This window comes from Peribacillus sp. YIM B13482 (assembly GCF_042787975.1).
In the GTDB taxonomy this organism is placed as follows: Bacteria; Bacillota; Bacilli; order Bacillales; family DSM-1321; genus Peribacillus; species Peribacillus simplex_A.
In genome coordinates this window covers 1-18004 of record NZ_JBHZPF010000071.1, presented here as the reverse complement: position 1 = coordinate 18004, position 18004 = coordinate 1, and the positions used below count along the sequence as shown (strand labels likewise).

General features: G+C 38.1%; 14 protein-coding genes. 4 read left to right on the top strand and 10 right to left on the bottom strand.

The features are described 5' to 3' along the window. Positions 1–95 precede the first annotated feature (95 nt). The 5 genes from nhaC to dcuS all read right to left on the bottom strand — a co-directional run bounded on the left by nhaC (position 96) and on the right by dcuS (position 7569). Positions 96–1475 (bottom strand): Na+/H+ antiporter NhaC, encoded by a 1380-nt coding sequence (nhaC, locus tag ACFX4L_RS22760; RefSeq protein ID WP_377406289.1) that lies wholly within the window; start codon positions 1473–1475, stop codon positions 96–98. A gap of 729 nt (positions 1476–2204) precedes the next feature. After that, positions 2205–3152 (bottom strand): AEC family transporter, encoded by a 948-nt coding sequence (locus ACFX4L_RS22755; protein WP_089364133.1) that lies wholly within the window; start codon positions 3150–3152, stop codon positions 2205–2207. 120 nt (positions 3153–3272) lie between these two features. After that, positions 3273–4967 carry an NAD-dependent malic enzyme gene (locus ACFX4L_RS22750; protein ID WP_377406286.1) on the bottom strand — a complete coding sequence of 565 codons (1695 nt, stop codon included), beginning with the start codon at positions 4965–4967 and terminating at the stop codon, positions 3273–3275. Positions 4968–5263: 296 nt separating this feature from the next. Beyond that, a complete protein-coding gene (locus tag ACFX4L_RS22745; RefSeq protein WP_089364135.1) occupies positions 5264–5971 on the bottom strand; it encodes a response regulator in 708 nt (235 codons plus the stop codon). Next, entirely contained in the window at positions 5968–7569 is a 1602-nt protein-coding gene (dcuS, locus tag ACFX4L_RS22740; RefSeq protein WP_377406283.1) for a DcuS/MalK family sensor histidine kinase, read from the bottom strand. The genes ACFX4L_RS22745 and dcuS overlap by 4 nt, the downstream gene beginning before the upstream one ends. Positions 7570–8607: 1038 nt before the next feature. Here dcuS and ACFX4L_RS22735 point away from each other — a divergent pair. Next, positions 8608–8763, top strand: coding sequence for a hypothetical protein (locus ACFX4L_RS22735; RefSeq protein WP_377406292.1), 156 nt, complete (start codon positions 8608–8610; stop codon positions 8761–8763). A 139-nt stretch (positions 8764–8902) separates the two neighbouring features. Here ACFX4L_RS22735 and ACFX4L_RS22730 read toward each other — a convergent pair whose 3' ends face one another. Next, on the bottom strand, positions 8903–10477 hold the full coding sequence (locus ACFX4L_RS22730; protein WP_284471380.1) for a peptide chain release factor 3: 1575 nt from the start codon (positions 10475–10477) through the stop codon (positions 8903–8905). A gap of 864 nt (positions 10478–11341) precedes the next feature. Between ACFX4L_RS22730 and ACFX4L_RS22725 the strand changes: the two genes are divergently transcribed. Further along, positions 11342–11545, top strand: a complete 204-nt coding sequence (locus ACFX4L_RS22725) for a cold-shock protein (RefSeq protein WP_061462203.1) — start codon at positions 11342–11344, stop codon at positions 11543–11545. A gap of 129 nt (positions 11546–11674) precedes the next feature. On the opposite strand, the gene ACFX4L_RS22720 is transcribed toward ACFX4L_RS22725, so the two are convergent. Genes ACFX4L_RS22720 through ACFX4L_RS22710 form a run of 3 tightly spaced genes read right to left on the bottom strand, consistent with a single transcriptional unit; the run spans position 11675 to position 14890 of the window. Further along, positions 11675–13636, bottom strand: a complete 1962-nt coding sequence (locus tag ACFX4L_RS22720) for a DUF6449 domain-containing protein (protein WP_289337930.1) — start codon at positions 13634–13636, stop codon at positions 11675–11677. Beyond that, positions 13611–14510, bottom strand: a complete 900-nt coding sequence (locus tag ACFX4L_RS22715; RefSeq protein ID WP_377406280.1) for an ABC transporter ATP-binding protein — start codon at positions 14508–14510, stop codon at positions 13611–13613. The genes ACFX4L_RS22720 and ACFX4L_RS22715 overlap by 26 nt, the downstream gene beginning before the upstream one ends. Next, the gene (locus tag ACFX4L_RS22710; protein WP_061462200.1) at positions 14507–14890 is read right to left on the bottom strand and encodes a GntR family transcriptional regulator; all 384 of its coding nucleotides are present in this window, start codon (positions 14888–14890) and stop codon (positions 14507–14509) included. Before ACFX4L_RS22710 ends, ACFX4L_RS22715 begins: the two co-directional genes overlap by 4 nt. Positions 14891–15083: 193 nt before the next feature. On the opposite strand from ACFX4L_RS22710, the gene ACFX4L_RS22705 reads away from it, so the two are divergent. Next, the gene (locus tag ACFX4L_RS22705) at positions 15084–15500 is read left to right on the top strand and encodes an organic hydroperoxide resistance protein (RefSeq protein ID WP_377387334.1); all 417 of its coding nucleotides are present in this window, start codon (positions 15084–15086) and stop codon (positions 15498–15500) included. 40 nt (positions 15501–15540) lie between these two features. On the opposite strand, the gene ACFX4L_RS22700 is transcribed toward ACFX4L_RS22705, so the two are convergent. Continuing rightward, positions 15541–16857 (bottom strand): MFS transporter, encoded by a 1317-nt coding sequence (locus ACFX4L_RS22700; RefSeq protein WP_377387337.1) that lies wholly within the window; start codon positions 16855–16857, stop codon positions 15541–15543. Between the two features lie 218 nt (positions 16858–17075). Here ACFX4L_RS22700 and ACFX4L_RS22695 point away from each other — a divergent pair, with 218 nt between their 5' ends. Then, complete coding sequence (locus ACFX4L_RS22695) at positions 17076–17897, top strand: glycerophosphodiester phosphodiesterase (RefSeq protein WP_377406278.1); 822 nt, start codon at positions 17076–17078, stop codon at positions 17895–17897. Positions 17898–18004 lie beyond the last annotated feature (107 nt).

The window sequence follows — 18004 nt, the reverse complement described above, 5'->3', positions numbered from 1 at the left end:
AGTCATTCCATTGTACAAAAAAAGACCCTGTAGAGTAGACACTTTTTTTAAGTGTCTACTCTACAGGGTACAGTTTAAACCGACCGCCTGTTTTTTCATTTATAATGGATACCGATTTTCGTAAAGCCTGAAATCAAGCTAAGCAAAGGACAAAGTAAACAAAAGAATGCAAATGGGGCATATTCAAGGGTTGAAACACCCAATACCTGAGTCAGGAATACACCGCAAACACCCCAAGGAACCAGAGGGTTCACAACTGTTCCCGCATCTTCAAGCACCCTCGCAAGCGTTTTGGGCTGCAAGCCTAAATCTTCATATTTCTGCTGAAATGCTTTCCCAGGCAGTATAACTGACAAATACTGTTCACCCACCAGGAAATTCACGATGATTCCTGCAAATACAGTAGCGGAAATCACTTTCGCTACACTCGTCAATGAATCCTGGACCGCATTTAAAATAGAAGGTATGACTCCCAATTCGAACAATAATCCGCCCATCGCCAATGCCAACAACACCATCGAAACGGAGAACATCATACTTTCAATCCCGCCCCGCGATAAGATTGAGTCAAGTTGATCCATTCCACTCTTGAGTACAAATCCGCTGTATAAAATATCTGCTAGTTTTGCAACCGTCAAATTAGGCGTTTGAATGAAAGCGATGATGGCTGCCGAAATGATTCCTGCCGACAATGTCGGAATGGCAGACACCTTTTTCAAAGCCATGACTAGAACGATGACAAACGGAATCAAACTCCATATGCTTATATTCGTTTCCATTTCCAGAGCTTTGGTCATGGCTTCGATTTCCTCAACACGGGCCACTTTTACATTCGGTGAAAGGAAATAAAAGATGATAAGTGATATTACAAAACCTGGAATCGTAGTCCAAAGCATATTATTGATATGTTCAAATAATGGTGCTCCAACCGTTCCCGATGCAAGGTTGGTCGAGTCGGATAATGGAGACATTTTATCCCCAAGAAATGCACCGGAAATGATTGCACCGGCTGTGATTGCCAACGATAAATCCATCGCTGCCGCCATACCTATTAAAGCAACGCCGATTGTGGCTGAAGTTGTAAGTGAACTCCCGATACAAAGCCCAATTAGCGAACACACCAGAAATGTGATCGCATAGAAATATTCACCGGAAATCCAGTCAAACCCATAGTACATGATGGTAGGGATCGTCCCGCTTGCCATCCAGATGGAAATCAGCATTCCAATGAAAAAGAATATAAAGATAGCTCCCATACCAGAAACTGTACCTTTGACTATAGCGGCTTCCATAATCGAAAATGGCAGCTTCTTGATCTTCCCATAAACAAATAAGAAAAGGATTGCCGCAATAATTGGAATATGGGGGGCAAGTCCATAATGTATGATACCAGTTGCAATAATTAAGAATAGAATTGCCAAAACTCCAATTGCTTCAGGTAAGGAGAGCTTTAGCTTTGCATCCTCCAGACGCATAATGTATTTCCCCGCTTTCATTTTGTATATTCTCTAAGGTAAGGATAGGACTTTTCACTCCCTACAATTACTGAAACGCTTTTAAGCACTAAAGTACTAGCTAAATATAAAGGAGTTTCGGGCGATTGTCAAAGGAATAATAATCTATTTTAGTAGAATTCGATTCTTCATTCCTTTTTATCCCAAAACAAAAACCCATACTTCGCTTCATATAGGTTCAGCTAAATATTCCCTAAGATATAAGTCCTCTTCTTTGCTTAGCCCCAAATAAGGCCCTATCTTAATCATGTCCCTACAATTCTTTCAGTTATGTCGCAGCCCCACTAAATGAACTGCAAACCGTTCCTGATCATCAGATAATTTGGTTTTTAATTTACCAATTAATAAAAATTATTATTGTGTACAAACTACGTTTTGTAAGTTAAAAAATGATTCCTGTACACCGAAGATTTAGATTTTAGATTTGGTCAACTGCTGCATTCGAATATGTAATTATACAAATCCTATTATTATAATCTTTTTTTGATAAATAGATAATTTTTACAATCGATAATATTTGCGACGCATTTTCCTAGGCTTACACCTTTAATCAAACGCCATCCCTTTAAATAAAAATAGCCAACATCTACTCTTTTCAAAAAAAGGTTAATGTTATATAATAAGTTTGTTCAGTATTTCACAAACTTCTGTTGAAAAGTATCCATCCAAGAAGGATGGATACTTAGAAGGCTACATTAACAAGGAAATATAGATAGGTAATGTAATTAAAGATAGAATGGTACTAATTACAAATGAAGATGCTGTTTCAGTTGATAATGAATCAAATCTAGTTGAAATCATTGCAGCTACAGCAGATCCCGGAAATGATACTAGCAAAATAGCTTTAATTGTATCTGCATGATCAAGGCCAATTAGATGAGCAACCAGAATCATAAATAATGGAATAGCCACAACTTTTAAAATGGAAATACCAAAAGCAATTGGTCGTAAGCTAATCTTACGGATACCCACGGTTACACCAACAGCAAATAATGCAACCCCAGATGTCACTGACCCAATTTGATCAAGCGCATTTTTTATGATATCCGGTGCCTGGAACCCTAATAGTGTTAATACAACAGCAAGTAAGGGAATACATGCAAGCGGTTCGCTAAGACCATGCAAAACAATACCTAGAATGTTTGTTTTTTCATCTTTAGATTTACCCAATCTGGATTGTCCGACCGTACCAACTATTGTTGCTAATGGATCCAGGAGGGCATTCACCACAATACCGGTAATCGCAATAGGTATAGCTATCTCTTGCGCCCCAAACAAACTGCCTAATACAGATATCCCCATAAAAGCAAAGGCTGGCTGAGTTGCGTTTAATGAAAACATAGATGCTTTAGTTAAATCGTATTTAAACACCAAACGAGCCACTATTAAAAGGATAATGTAAAAGCCAATAACACCTATGGTCATAGTTAAGAAAAATGACCATTGATTAATTAAGGTTTGTTTTGAGGTTGTCGTGATCCCAATGAATAAGTGTGCAGGTAATGCAAATTTTGTAACTAACGTATTAAGCCCTTTGGATGATTCTGAATTAAAAATTTTAAAATAGCCACCCAAATAACCAATAATAATTGTAAAAAAGATTGGTATTAATGTTAAAAATATATTCCCAATATTCACTCGAGATGCACTTCTCTTTCCAAAAAATTGTCCTATTTAAAAGATTCTACTATGACTGACTTAAACGGAGATCCCCTAAAACGGATCCCCTTTCTTTTGAGACAACAAAATAATATGGATTTATTTCCCATGAATAGTTTTGTACTCCGGCTTCCACATGTATTCTGTAATTGCTTTTTCAATATCTGTTATATCCGCTTTCGCAACTCCTTCTTCAATGGCTGTCTTTGCCACTTCGATGGCTACAGATTTAGAAACCTCTTGCAATTGTTTGATTGAAGGGAGTAAAGAAGCACCATGCTTAGTGCTATCCGATAATCTTGAAACAGCAGATGATGCTGCTGCAAGCATGCCCTTAGAGATTATTGTTGCTTCTGCGACAATTGCACCAAGTCCAAGTCCTGGAAAAATATATGCATTATTAGATTGTCCGATTGTATAAATCACACCATTATAGTCAACATCATCAAACGGGCTTCCTGTCGCTATTAAGGCTTTACCTTGAGTCCACTTTATAAGGTCTTCAGGAACAGCTTCCGCTAAGGGAGTCGGATTTGACATCGGCATAATAATAGGATGTTCCACGTGCTTTGCCATTTCTTTTACAACTTCTTCTGAGAAAGCTCCTGTTTGACCAGAAGTACCGATTAAGATGGTTGGTTTAACCTTTTTTATCACCTCTAATAATGGGATAATTCCGACTTCATTCCGAGCCCATTCCTCAACTTCTTCAGCTTTCCGGCAATACGACTTTTGGAATTTCAAAACATCCGGAATGTCATCTATCAACAATCCACGATAATCGACAGCCCAAAAGTTACCATATGCCTCTTCTCTTGAAATGCCATCAAGAATCATTGCTTCAACCATCTGATCAGCATTACCGATTCCTGCTGCACCTGGACCAAAAACAACAACTCTTTGTTCCTTTAAAGGAACACCAGTTACTTGTAATGCAGACTTTACGGCGGCTAGTGTTACTGCACCTGTACCTTGTATATCATCATTAAAAGTGAGAATCTTTTCACCATAATTATCGATTATATTTCGTGCATTTATATTTCCAAAGTCTTCCCAGTGAAGTAATACCCTTGGGAAGAAGGCTTGAGAATTTTTAACAAATAAATCAATGAATTCGGTGTATTCATCACCGCGAACACGCCCAAACCTGTTACCAATATACAGTGGATCACTAATCAGGCTTTCGTTGTCAGTCCCAACATCCAGGACAATAGGTAGCACCCTGCTTGGATCAATTCCCGCAGCTGCAGTGTAGACTGCCAATTTGCCAATGGCTATGTTAATTCCACCAACTCCCTGATCTCCGATTCCAAGAATACTTTCAGAATCTGTAACAACTATTAAATCGATATCATCAGATGAAAGGTCCAGGTTTTTAAATGCATCTTCCATTCCCTCCATATTATCTATAGATAGGTATAGACCTCCTGGACGGTGATATTCTTGGGAGTACTGTTGAATGGCCTCTCCTACAGTAGGTGTGTAAATGATCGGAAGTATTTCACTTAGATGGTCTTTAAGTAGGCGGTAAAACAGTACCACATTCCTATTAAACAAATCATATAACATTCCATTCTTCCGAATATCGCTAGGTTGAGTGGAGAATTGTACATAAGCTCTTTTTACTTGTTCCTCAAGAGTAAGCACCTGGGATGGCAGCAAGCCTACCAATCCTAGTTCATTTCTTTCTTCCTTAGTGAAAGCAACCCCTTTATTAATAAAAGGGTTTGACAGAATACCTTTTCCTCTTAAAGTTGTTTCCAAGCCCTTTTTTGTCTTATCATAAGCTGTCATAGACGTACCCTCTTCCTAAAAATGTATATTTATAAATAATCATTACCAGGCAATAGAGTATATTCTTCCCTGTGGAAGTGTAATTACTAAAAGAAAACTGTAAAAAGGAAAATAAATATACAGCACATAAAAACATAAATATTTCCTCATTACTGCTTATTTGTTTAATCCCATGAAAAATTTATAAATGACTCAATCGCCAGTGTATATCTTAGTAGTCATTTACGGGGGACACTAGCTTATTTAACTAATTTTAGTATTATGTAATTAAAAAAAGTAAGCAGCCATTTAGCTACTTACAGATAACGTTGAATAATATGGCTCTTGTCATCATTAAATTTGTGTTGGGAGACTGGTCGGCCTACCGTTCCATAGATTACCTTAACATCAAGGACCCCGATATCCTTCATGAATTTTAAATATTTCCTTACTGATACCCTGGATATACCCGCCACATTTACGACTTCCTCTGTTGAAAAGGGAGCATTTTTAAATACCCGTATCACATTCCATATAATCTTTAAGGTATCTTGAGCTAATCCTTTCGGTAATTCCTCTGGTAAATGATTTTCTTCTTGATGCAATATTCGATAATCTAATTCTTCTTGATTTAGCATATTTTTATCTTGAATAAAAGCTGATTTGTTCCGATATGCTGATAAGGCCGCGTTAAAACGTTCAAATTCAAACGGCTTAATTAAATAATCAACAGCACCTAGTCTCAATGCTTTCTGAATCCTCTCAATGTCCGACGCAGCAGAAATGACAATAACATCTATCTCTTTTTCACTTTCTCGAATTTGTGAGAGTAAATCGAGTCCATTTTTCCCAGGCATGAAAATGTCTAATAGAACTAACCCAATTCTTTGATTTTCCAATACATTCAGAGCTTGATCCACTGAGGAACAGACAGCAGCTAATTCGTAGCCATCGACTTGATTCAAATATCGCTTATTGAACTCAGCAACCATCGGGTCATCTTCTACGATCATTACCTTAATCATCCTACATCATCCTTGCTTTTGTATGGTATATAAACCACAAACGTTGTTTCTTGACCTTCTTTTGAACTAATATCGAGATCTCCACCTAGCTTATCCAGGCTTGCCTTAACCAAATATAAACCAATCCCCCTGTCATCTCCTTTTGTTGTAAATCCTTTTAGAAGGATATGATTAAGATTGGCATCAGATATTCCCTGTCCAGTATCATGAACTTCAATAGTTAAAATATCATCTGCATAATCAAACTTTAATTCAATTCGTTTAACGGGCCTTTTTTCCACTGCTTCTATAGCATTGTCAATCAAATTTCCTATTATCGTAATTAGCTCATGAGTAATAGATGCATTTTCTGGTTCTGGCAATTGAAAGTCAGAGGATAATGCCAGCTTAGCACCTGCTTCCCTGGCATAACTTAGTTTTCCAATTAAAAAACCGGCTAGTACTGGATCTTTAACGGTTTTGGTAATAAAGCCAATCTCGTTCTCTCTGTGGTCAACAAGATCACTAATATATGCTGCAAGCTGATCATAATAATGCATATGCACCATACCAAGTATTACATGAAGTTTGTTCATGAATTCGTGCGACTGGGCCCTTAACGATTCAGCATATAAACGGACTCCAGTCAGCTGCTCCGCCAGCAGATGTATTTCTGTTTTATCACGAAATGTAGCCACGGCACCTACGATTTCATCCTTCACAAATACTGGTACCCTATTCACTAGTAAGACACTATCGTTTAAATCCTGCTCTTTATCCAATTCGGCCTTGCCGGTCTCCAGGATTCTATCCAGGTTTGAGTCAGGCATGTAACCAGTTACCTTTTTACCCGTTGGATTTTCATTAATGCCCGCTTTTTTAAATATCTTTAAAGCTGCTTTGTTTATGAGAGTAATGGTTGAACTCTGATCTACCGCTATAATTCCCTCCCGAACTGATTGTAAAATGGCGTTTCGCTCTTTTAAAACCTTCGCAATAGCAAAAGGTTCCAGCCCAAATAATATTTTCTTAATATACCTTGCCAAAAGTATAGCCCCGCCAATTCCGGTTAATATTCCAAAAACGGTTCCCACATAAATATTAAAACGGCTTTTTAAAACAGCATCATTAACTTTTTGAAGAGAAATACCGACCACCACGGCTCCAATTTGATTATCCTCTGAATCATAAACAGGGGTGAAAGAACGCAATGACCTGCCTAAAGTTCCTTTGGAAATAGATATGTGCTCTCTACCTCGTAATACATCTTTCTCATCCCCCCCAACAAATTTTTTTCCTATTTTACTTGGATCGGGGTGAGTTTTCCGGATTCCATTATTATCGATTATTACTACAAATTCTACATCTGTCGATTTTTTTATCCTATTGGCAAATTGCTGAACTTCCTGATTGTTCCCACTTCCACTTAACGCTTCGATTACAAGCGGCGTTTGTGCTGCCATGCGTGCTACGTTTACTGCTTTTTCAGTCTGGCTCTTCTCTATTGTATCCGCTACTGTTTGGCTAATAAGAATATCTGTAATAAATAATGATAGGGCTACTACCCCACACACCAGTATCATAATAGTAAACTGTAGACTCCATTTCCCTTTTTTCACTGCTACACACCTCTTTGGTCTAAAAACTCTATTAACTTTAAGGAAGATACTTTTTATGTTAAGTATGTTCATTTTGCCTACATCACACAATTATTCGGTACTTTATCAAGTTCCAAAAAGGTAGCCAATTGATTTAATTCAATTAACCTAACCATTTGCCAATCATATCCTTAAAAATACTAATTCATCTGCAATATTTTCCAATGATAAAACCGACTATACCTTCGTAGGCTTGGATATAAATGCATACCTCGGTAGTACAATATAAGTTATTTTTGCTATTCTCCTCCTGCACCAGGGTTAAAGCCACAAATTTTCTATTTTAGCATTATGCAGTTCTAAGAAGTTTCGCGGAATATCCCAGCAATTCTTACCATGCTAAAAGTTACTACGCTTTTCTTTTAACCTTTCCAATTAGTTACTATTTAATTTTCAAAAATTCAGCTGTCTAACATCTTCTGTCTTCCTGTTTCCGTTTATCTAAAGTCGACATGTTTAAAACAGGGGGTAATGATTAAAATACCCGCATTTTCAACAGATTTCAAATCAACAATGTATTAAGACAGTGCTCAAGGTTTAGACTTAGTCATCAATTGTGTAAAATGGCCTAAACATAGAAAAGATCATTTAATTACTAGAGATATGTTAATGATTATGAAAAAAGATTAGTAATTGTAGACATCAGTGCGGATGTAGACGGGGCAATCTTTCGATATTTAAACAATGCTTCAGATAATGAAAAAACCCGTGTATATTACATGGGCCAGACTGTAGACAAACTCGAGGAAAATCGAGTTTGTCTATTTTTTATGAGTTGTACAATTTGGCCGTTGATTTCCACTCCAGGCACTCGCTTTCCGCGGGCGGTCGGGGAGCCTCCTCGGCTTTCGCCTGCGGGGTCTCCCCTAGACGCGCTTTTCCCGCAGGAGTCTCGAACACCCGCTCCAATCAACTTTGTCTTACCTTTTAGATAAACACTTTTGCCCTGAGTCGCTTTTTTTGTTTTAAATAGAAGTATTAAAACTTGAGGTGATGAGGATGCTTTCTAAACATGATTCTATTCAGCGAGATCAACTTGAAATGATTACGTTAGATCAACTGGTGCCACCGAACCATTTGGTTCGTAAAATGGAGGCTGCCATTAATTTAAAGAAGATGGCCAATTGGACTTGGGGAGGTCCAAAAATGGCCTAACATAGTGGGCTCGTAGAGCCCCAATCTCTTAACTTCAGGCAAAAATTCAAAGGGAATCTCAAAAAGAGGTTCGGAATTTTTTAATTCCGAACCCCTTTTGTCTACAAACTGACCCGTGTATATTACACGGGCCTCTCCATTATTTCAAATCCATTGGATTATATAATTCCACGTCAGGATTTTTATCTTGGAACCAACGAAGTGCAAATTCGTTTTCAAATAAAAATGCATATTTATCAAACCGGTCTTTAACAAGAATGCTTCTTGTGCTATGAAGATTTTCATCCAGCTTTTCATCTTCAGCCCAACGTGTGATCTTACTGCCCATGCGCTCCATCACGACTTCAACATTGTACTCATTCCTCATTCGATGCTCGAATACTTCAAATTGAAGTTGCCCAACCGCACCAAGCAGGTATTCTTCCATCCGAACCGTTTTGAAGAGCTGAATTGCCCCTTCTTGTACAAGTTGGTTAATTCCTTTATGGAAATGTTTCTGTTTCATGACGTTTTTAGCTGTTACCCTCATGAATAGTTCCGGTGTAAACTGCGGTAGCCTTTCAAACTGGAACATGTCTTTGCTTGTTGTAATCGTATCGCCGATTTGGTAGTTCCCGGTATCATATAAACCGATGATATCCCCGCTTACGGCTTCGTTTACGGTGTTCCGATCATCTGCCATGAATTGAGTAGACGAAGAAAGGTTGATTGGTTTCCCTGTCCTGCTCAAGTTGACACTCATTCCACGCTCGAATTTACCGGAGCAGATACGAAGGAAAGCAATCCGATCACGGTGTTTCGGATTCATATTCGCCTGTATCTTGAAAATGAAGCCGGAAAAATCATTACTGACAGGACTCATTTCACCTGATGTTGTCATCCGTGCTTGTGGGGCTGGTGCAAATTTCAGATAAGCATCCAAAAACGTCTGAACACCGAATGTCGTTAAAGCACTTCCGAAAAATACGGGACTAAGTTTTCCATTCGCAATGTTTTCTTCAGAGAATTGGTTACCCGCTTCCGTCAACAGCATGATTTCTTCCAAAGTTTGCTCATATAACTGGGAATCCTTAAGTTTATGATCCACTTCGAGTTCACCTTCGTCATTCAACGGAAGGAAACGCTCATCCCCTTCAGTTTTGAATTGTTCAATCCGATTATTGAACCTATCGTAAATACCCACGAAGTCTTTTCCCATTCCAATCGGCCAGTTCATCGGGTATGTTTCAATCCCCAATACCTCTTCAAGTTCGGCAAGCAATTCGAGCGGCATTTTACCTTGTCGGTCCATTTTATTGATAAAAGTGAAAATCGGGATACCCCTCATCCGGCATACTTTGAATAATTTAACCGTCTGATCCTCGATCCCTTTTGCCGAGTCGATGATCATCACGGCGCTATCAACAGCCATCAGTGTACGATATGTGTCTTCACTGAAGTCTTGGTGACCTGGTGTATCGAGAATATTAACACGGAAATCATCATAATCAAATTGCATGACCGAGGATGTAACGGAAATTCCCCGTTGCTTCTCTATCTCCATCCAGTCACTTGTAGCATATTTCCCTGTTTTTCTTGCTTTAACTGTTCCGGCATCACGAATCGCACCACCAAACAGCAATAATTTTTCTGTTAAAGTCGTTTTCCCGGCATCCGGGTGAGAGATGATTGCGAAGGTCCTTCGAGAGTGAACCTCGTCTTTTAATGTAGTCATAAAATGTTCCTTTCATTATTGGAGTCATCAATAAAAAATATATAGGGGATTTATCGTAATTTTTACATTGGAATGGCAACCTTTCTTTGTATGCAGCAAAGATCCTGATCATACACAATATATGTAAGAAGCAATATATCATAAGGCTTAAGCCTTGGCTACTCGGCATTCATTTCAATCAACCTTACTATTTTAACACGATATGAAGGAAAGATGTAGAGGTGAATGGAACACTATAAAAGGATTTGTTCAGATAGCAAAACAAAAGACGCTTAATCAGCGCCCCTTACCCGAATTCTTATGATTATCGTTCATTATTTCATTGTTTTTCGAACTTACCTTGCTGTTTTCATCGCTTTTTGATTCCGTTTGTTTTTCCATCGTTTCTTTACTTCTTTGAATATGATGGGAGCAGCAAATATGAGGGCCCTTTTTAATAATTTCTTCATTTATCCATCAGTCCTTTCTTCCTTATCCTATACCCGATTATTTTAATTTCAACCATAAAGGCTTTTCCTTTTGGTCATGGCATTCCCGTCAAATTTCAAACTAGGAGAATTCTGCACGACAATACCGTTATACTTCCCTTTATAAAACCTCCCTAATAATATTTTTCCCAATTCACAATGTATAAATTACTTCCATTTGTTTTATCCTTTATAAAGGTGGGTATATACTAAAAAACTGGAAATTGTTCCAGAGGTTAGTGGGTTGATTTTTACTTTAGGCTTTCACACATTATCAAGCATCTTCGTATGATACTTTAACTTGAATGTGGATGCTTGATAATGTGTGAATTGATTTTCCCATCCAGGTAAAATCATCACCATTAATATTTTTTAACTTTTTAGGAGGATTCATAGAATGACAGTAACAGGTAAGGTAAAATGGTTCAATAGCGACAAAGGATTTGGATTTATCGAGGTACCAAACGAAGATGATGTATTCGTACATTTTTCCGCCATTCAGGGAGAGGGTTTCAAGAGCCTTGATGAAGGTCAAGAGGTTGAATTCGAGATCGAAGAAGGAAACCGCGGACCTCAGGCTAAAAACGTCGTAAAACTTTAAAGTAAAGTAACACAAAAATAAGTCTTATGCATTGCAAAAGGATGTCGCCCGTAGTAGGGCGGCATCCTTTTATATTTTATTCCTTTCATTCACAGTGTACAGGCGGCATATCTTTGTTCACCTTGTCACTCATTCGTTAAAATGATCCAAAATAAAGCCGGGAACATGTTCGCCAGAAAAACTCTTGATATCCACATCTCTGCTATCTTTATAATAAAAGGCAGCTGAATACTCTCCGCCCCAATCGATTTGGGCATTATCAATGGCCAAATCGATTTCCGGAGACGTGTTAATTTTCATGCGATTCGGCTTTTGTTCAATCTGTTGTACAAGTTTACTTTCAGAATTCGAATTATAAATTTTCGGATCCGTCTTTGCAACCAGAATATAAGAGATATCATCTGCCATTAACCGCGCTTCTTCCGCTTGTCCGGAATTTTCCATCCATTTTGAAAACTGAGTATAAGAAGAGTCCCAATTCAGATAAATGATTTTATTATTATTCAAAAGAATGTCAATGGAAGCATATTCACCAAATGAGGATGTCATTTGGGTGAACGACTGATTATTCAGGTCCTCCGACAAAGCCTGCACTGCTTCGTCCAGCTGTTGACCATCTGTAATCGTTACTGATTTTTCCACTTGTCCGCTCGCCGTTATCTTGATTTTAGAAACGTCTTCAGCGGAAACATTCAATAACTCATTAACCGTTTTTTTATATTCACTCGATTCATAAATTTTCGCCAAAAGCGGAAGGTATAAGTCATAGTTTTGCAAATGATACTCCCTCGCCAACCGTCTTCCATTCTTGAGTTCATACATCAGAAATATGGATTTTCCATCATCCAATTCACCAATTGAAACTTTTTTTCCCTTTTCGATAATTTGCTGATGCAATAACCTGATCGCTTCTTTATTTTCCTTCTCTTTAAGATAAGTGGGTGCATTATCCAACGTGTCATCATCAAAAAATAAAGGAGCATCGCCAATATATATTTGGTTAATCATCTTTTCATCAGGAATCTTGGACATATATTGAATGGGGTCTATTTTTAAAATAAGTGCCAGAACAATAATAAACACTGTGAATGCTGTATAACCTTTCAGGTTGAGCCGTATTCGCCAAGTCTTTTGCAGGACGATTTCCCCTAAATAATATCCAAGCAAAGAACCAACGATATATCCGAAGAAAATCCAGCCTGGTTTGCCTGTCGTTCCGCTAAAATAAAGCCCTGTCAGCAGCATCATGCATAGAGTCAGTCCGAATTTAAATAATGGCTTTATCTTAGGGAAAACAAATGCCTGCGATACATGCTCCAGCTTTCTCCTCTCATATAGAAAAAGAGAACTAAGCAGAAAAAGAAGGGTCAATATACTGTAGATTAATATATCAACTGAGAAAAAAGTGATTTTTTCCATCTCCGTTGCAGCTAATAAGGGTGAAATGGCATTCATATTGGCACTAAGATAATAATCTGCAGAAAATCCTGCTATCAAAAACTTCACATTGGCTGCAAACAAGACAAACAATCCCACCGGCAAAGCTAGAAAAATATATGTCAGCAAGCCTTGCAAGGCCGATAATCCCGTCACCATTCCAATTAAAACGGCAACAGAAAAGATCAAAGCTTCCAAAATAAATGTAATCCCCATCCAGGACCAAATATCCGGAATGGTATAAAGCCTTTCTATGTCTATTGCAGAGTGGAATAATATCAAGATTGAACCTGTAAGTAAAATAGGCAAAACTATGAAGCCCATTCCCGTCCCAATCATATGAAAAAAGATGTTTCGTCTAGTAATAGGTAAACTATGAATAAAATCGGAAGCTTGTTTCATCTGTAAAAACCGAAAGAGGAAGATGGCAAATAATACTGGAATAACGATGACCAAGACATATTGAATCATCTGCTGACTGGAAAAAAGGTTTTCGAACTCAACATATTCATTATTCTCATTCAAAATAATCGTTAACATTTCCAGTGGCAGTGCAAATATTAGGCCGACGAAGTATAGGAAGCCAATCCAGCCAGTGCTTCTGAAAATATAGATAATCAATTCTTCATTAAACCAGGTTATTCTGGATGACATAACCTATATCCCCCATTTCATAAATGAATATCTCCTCTAGAGTAAGGGGGAGAATATCGAATATTTCAGGCTGAAATTGATTAAAGTGCGATTTAATCACGGATTCTGCACCTTTAACAATGCAAACGATCACACTGCCGCGCCTTTCCTTGTTAAGAATTTGAATTCCACGGTATAAACCATGGGGGATTTTATGTTTAAAGGCAATTTGCACTTTATGTACATCTGCTTTTAAGTCGTCCAAATCCTTTTGGATAACAAGCTCTCCCTTATGCAATATCCCTACATGGTCAGCTAAATCTTCAATTTCCCGGAGATTATGAGACGATATTAATACCGTCATATCCCTTTCCGAGACATCCTGAATCAACAACTGTCTCACAATTTTACGCATGACCGGATCTAACCCATCAAACGGTTCATCTAGGATGAGAACTTCCGGCATCGTCGAGAGTGCGAGCCAAAAAGCAACCTGTCTCTGCATACCCTTTGATAGTTTATGTATTTTATATTGGAAAGGCATTGAGAAAACTTCTTGTAATTGGTAAAAACGTTCTTGATTCCAATCACTATAAATATGGCTATAAAAACCTGCCATTTGCATGATCGTATAGTTAGCCAGGAAATATGGCGTATCAGGGAGGAAGAAACAACGATTTTTCACTTCACGGTTTTCAAACACAAATGATCGATCAATAGAGACTTCACCGGAATCCTGTATCAGATTGCCTGAAAGCATTTTTAATAGAGTCGTTTTCCCCGCTCCATTGGAACCTAATAACCCGAATATGGAGCCTTTTTGTATGACCAAGGTGACGTTCTTGATTGCTTCTTTTCCCTCATATAATTTACTCACCTGTTTTATTTCAATCATGAATCTCCCCCCTTTGCCAATGGACTGATTTCTTTTACTAATCTATAAATTTCATGTTTATCTATCCCGATATACAGAGCTTCAGCGAGAACCTTTGCAAGCTCATTTCTGATCTTTTCTTCATTCAATGAATTTTTCAAAGATTTAGGAGGTGCTACAAAATTCCCTTTGCCTGGTAAAGTATAAATATACCCGTCGAATTCAAGCTGCTTGTATGCTTTTTGGATTGTATTTGGATTGATGGTCAATTCCTGAGCCAATATTCGAATGGATGGGAGCTGATTATGTGCCTGTAAAACTTCATTGATCATTAGTTCCTTAAACTTATCCATCAATTGCTCATATATCGGCTTTCTGCTTTGTACATCCAACTCAAACATCATCAACCCTCCTTGAACATTGGGTGTATTACACCTTCTAATACAGTTCATTATAAAACAATTTCTTCCAATTTAAAACCAATTAATAACCAAATTTCAAGCAATGCACTCCTATAAACCTCCTTTATTTTGTTTAATAAGACTTAAAGGCGGGAACTAATGATAGTAAGAATATACAAAGGAGTTGTTTTTATTGAAACCATTATATACAGCTAATGTTACCGTACACGGTGGTCGTGAAGGACATGTTAAGTCAGAGGATGGAATTCTGGATTTTGATGTGAGGTCACCTAAGGAATTGGGTGGTTCCGGTGAAAGAGCTACAAACCCTGAACAATTATTTGCAGCCGGTTATGCTGCGTGTTTTGACAGTGCCTTGAATCTTGTTCTGCAAAAAGAAAAGCAAAAAGTCGATACTTCCGTGACGGCAAATGTCACGATCGGTAAAGATGACGAAGACGGTGGCTTTAAATTGGCTGTAAGGTTGGATGTTTCAATTCCTGACTTAAGCAGAGCAGAAGCCGAAGACTTTGTCAAAAAAGCCCACATGACCTGCCCCTATTCAAAAGCAACTCGTGGGAACATTGATGTCACCTTGATTTTGGTATAAAGATTATGAAGGGAATGGGCCTTGCTCCATTCCCTTTTCCTTATTTCACTTCTTCCAAACCCTTCATTTTCAAAAGAAAGCCCAGACCAATTACCGCCATGATAATCAGTGACCCTAATGCCATCCGGCTCGCCAATGTACCGAGGTCATGGAAAACCAACGTAATCGTTCCATATAAAAGCGGACCGATTATTGAAGATACTTTTCCAGAGAATGCAAATAGCCCAAAAAATTGGCCCCTCTTCTCATCCGGGGTCAATTCAATTATATATGTCCGTGATGTAACCCACATCGACCCCAGCGAAATGCCGAACATACTTCCTGCAATCCAGAACCAAAGAGCGGTTTGGGCAAAGACCGCAATGAATAAAGCGACCAAGAGCAGAATTCCCACATATGTCACAGCTATCCGCGATCCCTTCGACTGTGTGATGTATCCAAACAGAAAAGATCCGGCAATACTCGATACTGTCGATACCAAGTAAAGCAAAATGAAACCGCTTGAAGAAAATCCGACAACAGTCTTGGCATATACGGCCATCATGCCAATAGTGGTCGCAATTGCATCGTTTAAAAAGAAATAAGCAATCATGAATGTAAAAACCGATCGATAGGATTGCATCTCTTTGAATGTTGATTTAATTTCCTTATAACCGGATAAAAAAGGTTGTTTGGCTTTTTGCTGTTTTGGGGTCTCTTTTAAAAAAAAGAATAAGGGAAGCGAAAAAACCAAAAATAAAATGGCCGTAGGCATAAAGGCTTCATGTGAACTCCCTTTACTTATGAATGGATAGATCGACAGTCCCACTAACGTTCCAAGGTAGCCTACCGCCACTCCAAAGCCTGATATAAGCGGCAATTGCTGTTTCGTGCCTAGATCACTCATCATCGTATCATAGAAAACAAGACTTGAATGATAGAAAAACTTAGCGATTACAAATAAAAGAATGACGATCGCTAAGGAAATTGGGATGCCAAGAAACTTTCCATCGAATGAAATCCCTCCAAAAATCCCCATTAAAAATGTACTTGCAACAGAAATGAGTGTAAAAATCATAATGTATTTTTTCATTTTTCCCGTTCTATCGATCATGACCCCGAACAGCGGGGAAAACAAAACAAGAAACAAACTGGCAATCGCGTTTGCGTAGGAGATGAAGGTACTGGCAATCTGATCTAGGACAGCATTTTCCCCTATCTGTTCCTGGAGGAAGAATGGAAAGAAAATCGTATTGATATTAGAAGAAAAAATCGTATTGGCAAAATCGTATAAGGCCCATGAAATAATGGGCAGGGAAAAAAATAAACCAAAATTCCCCTTCCACTTTTTAGACTTCGGTTTCACCTGCAATTCCATCAGCTTTCCCCCTTTATTGATACTTAAATTATAAGTATTCCATGCCTTTCCAATAAATCCTCTTAAGTCTGGATTGTGTTAAATATGTTTTTTTCCTATCTAACAAATAAAATTATGAAATGAAGCTGTCAAATTGCAAATTTCTTTTATTTTATTTAAGTTAAGGTAAAGGATAACGAAGATTTATTTTATTAATGTGTCTAAAAGGAGTGTGAACGGTGATTGCATTTTTACTTATTATCTCGGTTACCATACTTGTTTTGTTCGTCCTCTACTCTAAAAGAACAAAGAGTGAATTCCCTGGGAACTTCATTATGCAGCATTCCCCCCTTAAGATAGGACATCGCGGTGCATCTGGATATTGCCCTGAGAATACAATGGCATCTTTTAATAAAGCAATTGAATTGGGAGCTGATTTCCTGGAAGTGGATATTCATCTTAGTAAAGATGGTGTAATTGTGGTTCATCATGATCCCACACTGGATCGAACCACAAGCGGCAAAGGAAACCTCCGTGATTACACGGCGGCCGAATTAAAGGAATTGGATGCAGGGAGCTGGTATCATGCTCGTTATAAAAACGAAAAGATCCCCTTACTTAGTGAGGTATTGGAGAATTTCGGGTCTGAAGTTGGAATCTTAATCGAAATAAAACATCCATCTTCTTATCCTGGCATTGAAAAAAAACTTGCTGAAGAATTAGGAAAGATCCAAAAATATTCATCAGGGAATAATAGGGTTATGGTTCATTCGTTCGATTTGGAATCCATGAAAAGGTTTCATCAGCTAATGCCGGACATACAAGTGGGCGTTTTGATAAAACGGCGAATTAATGACCAAAAATTAAAAGAGATTGCAGAGTTTGCATCATTTTTGAATCCAAAGCAAACGATTATGAGTCCTAAGCTGCAAATGCGCATCCAGGAGCACGGAATGAAAGTGTATACATGGACCGTCAACAATAAAAAACAAATACACATGTTCAAAAAGATGAAGTTAGATGGTATCATCTCCGATTTTCCTGATTATTTTTTGGATTGAAACTTTGAATGAATTAAAAAATAAAGGCTGTTTTTCACATACTTTGTTGCTATTTACCAGGTAGTGAGTTGTGGTTGATTTCCCCTCCAGATGCTCGCTTTCCGCGG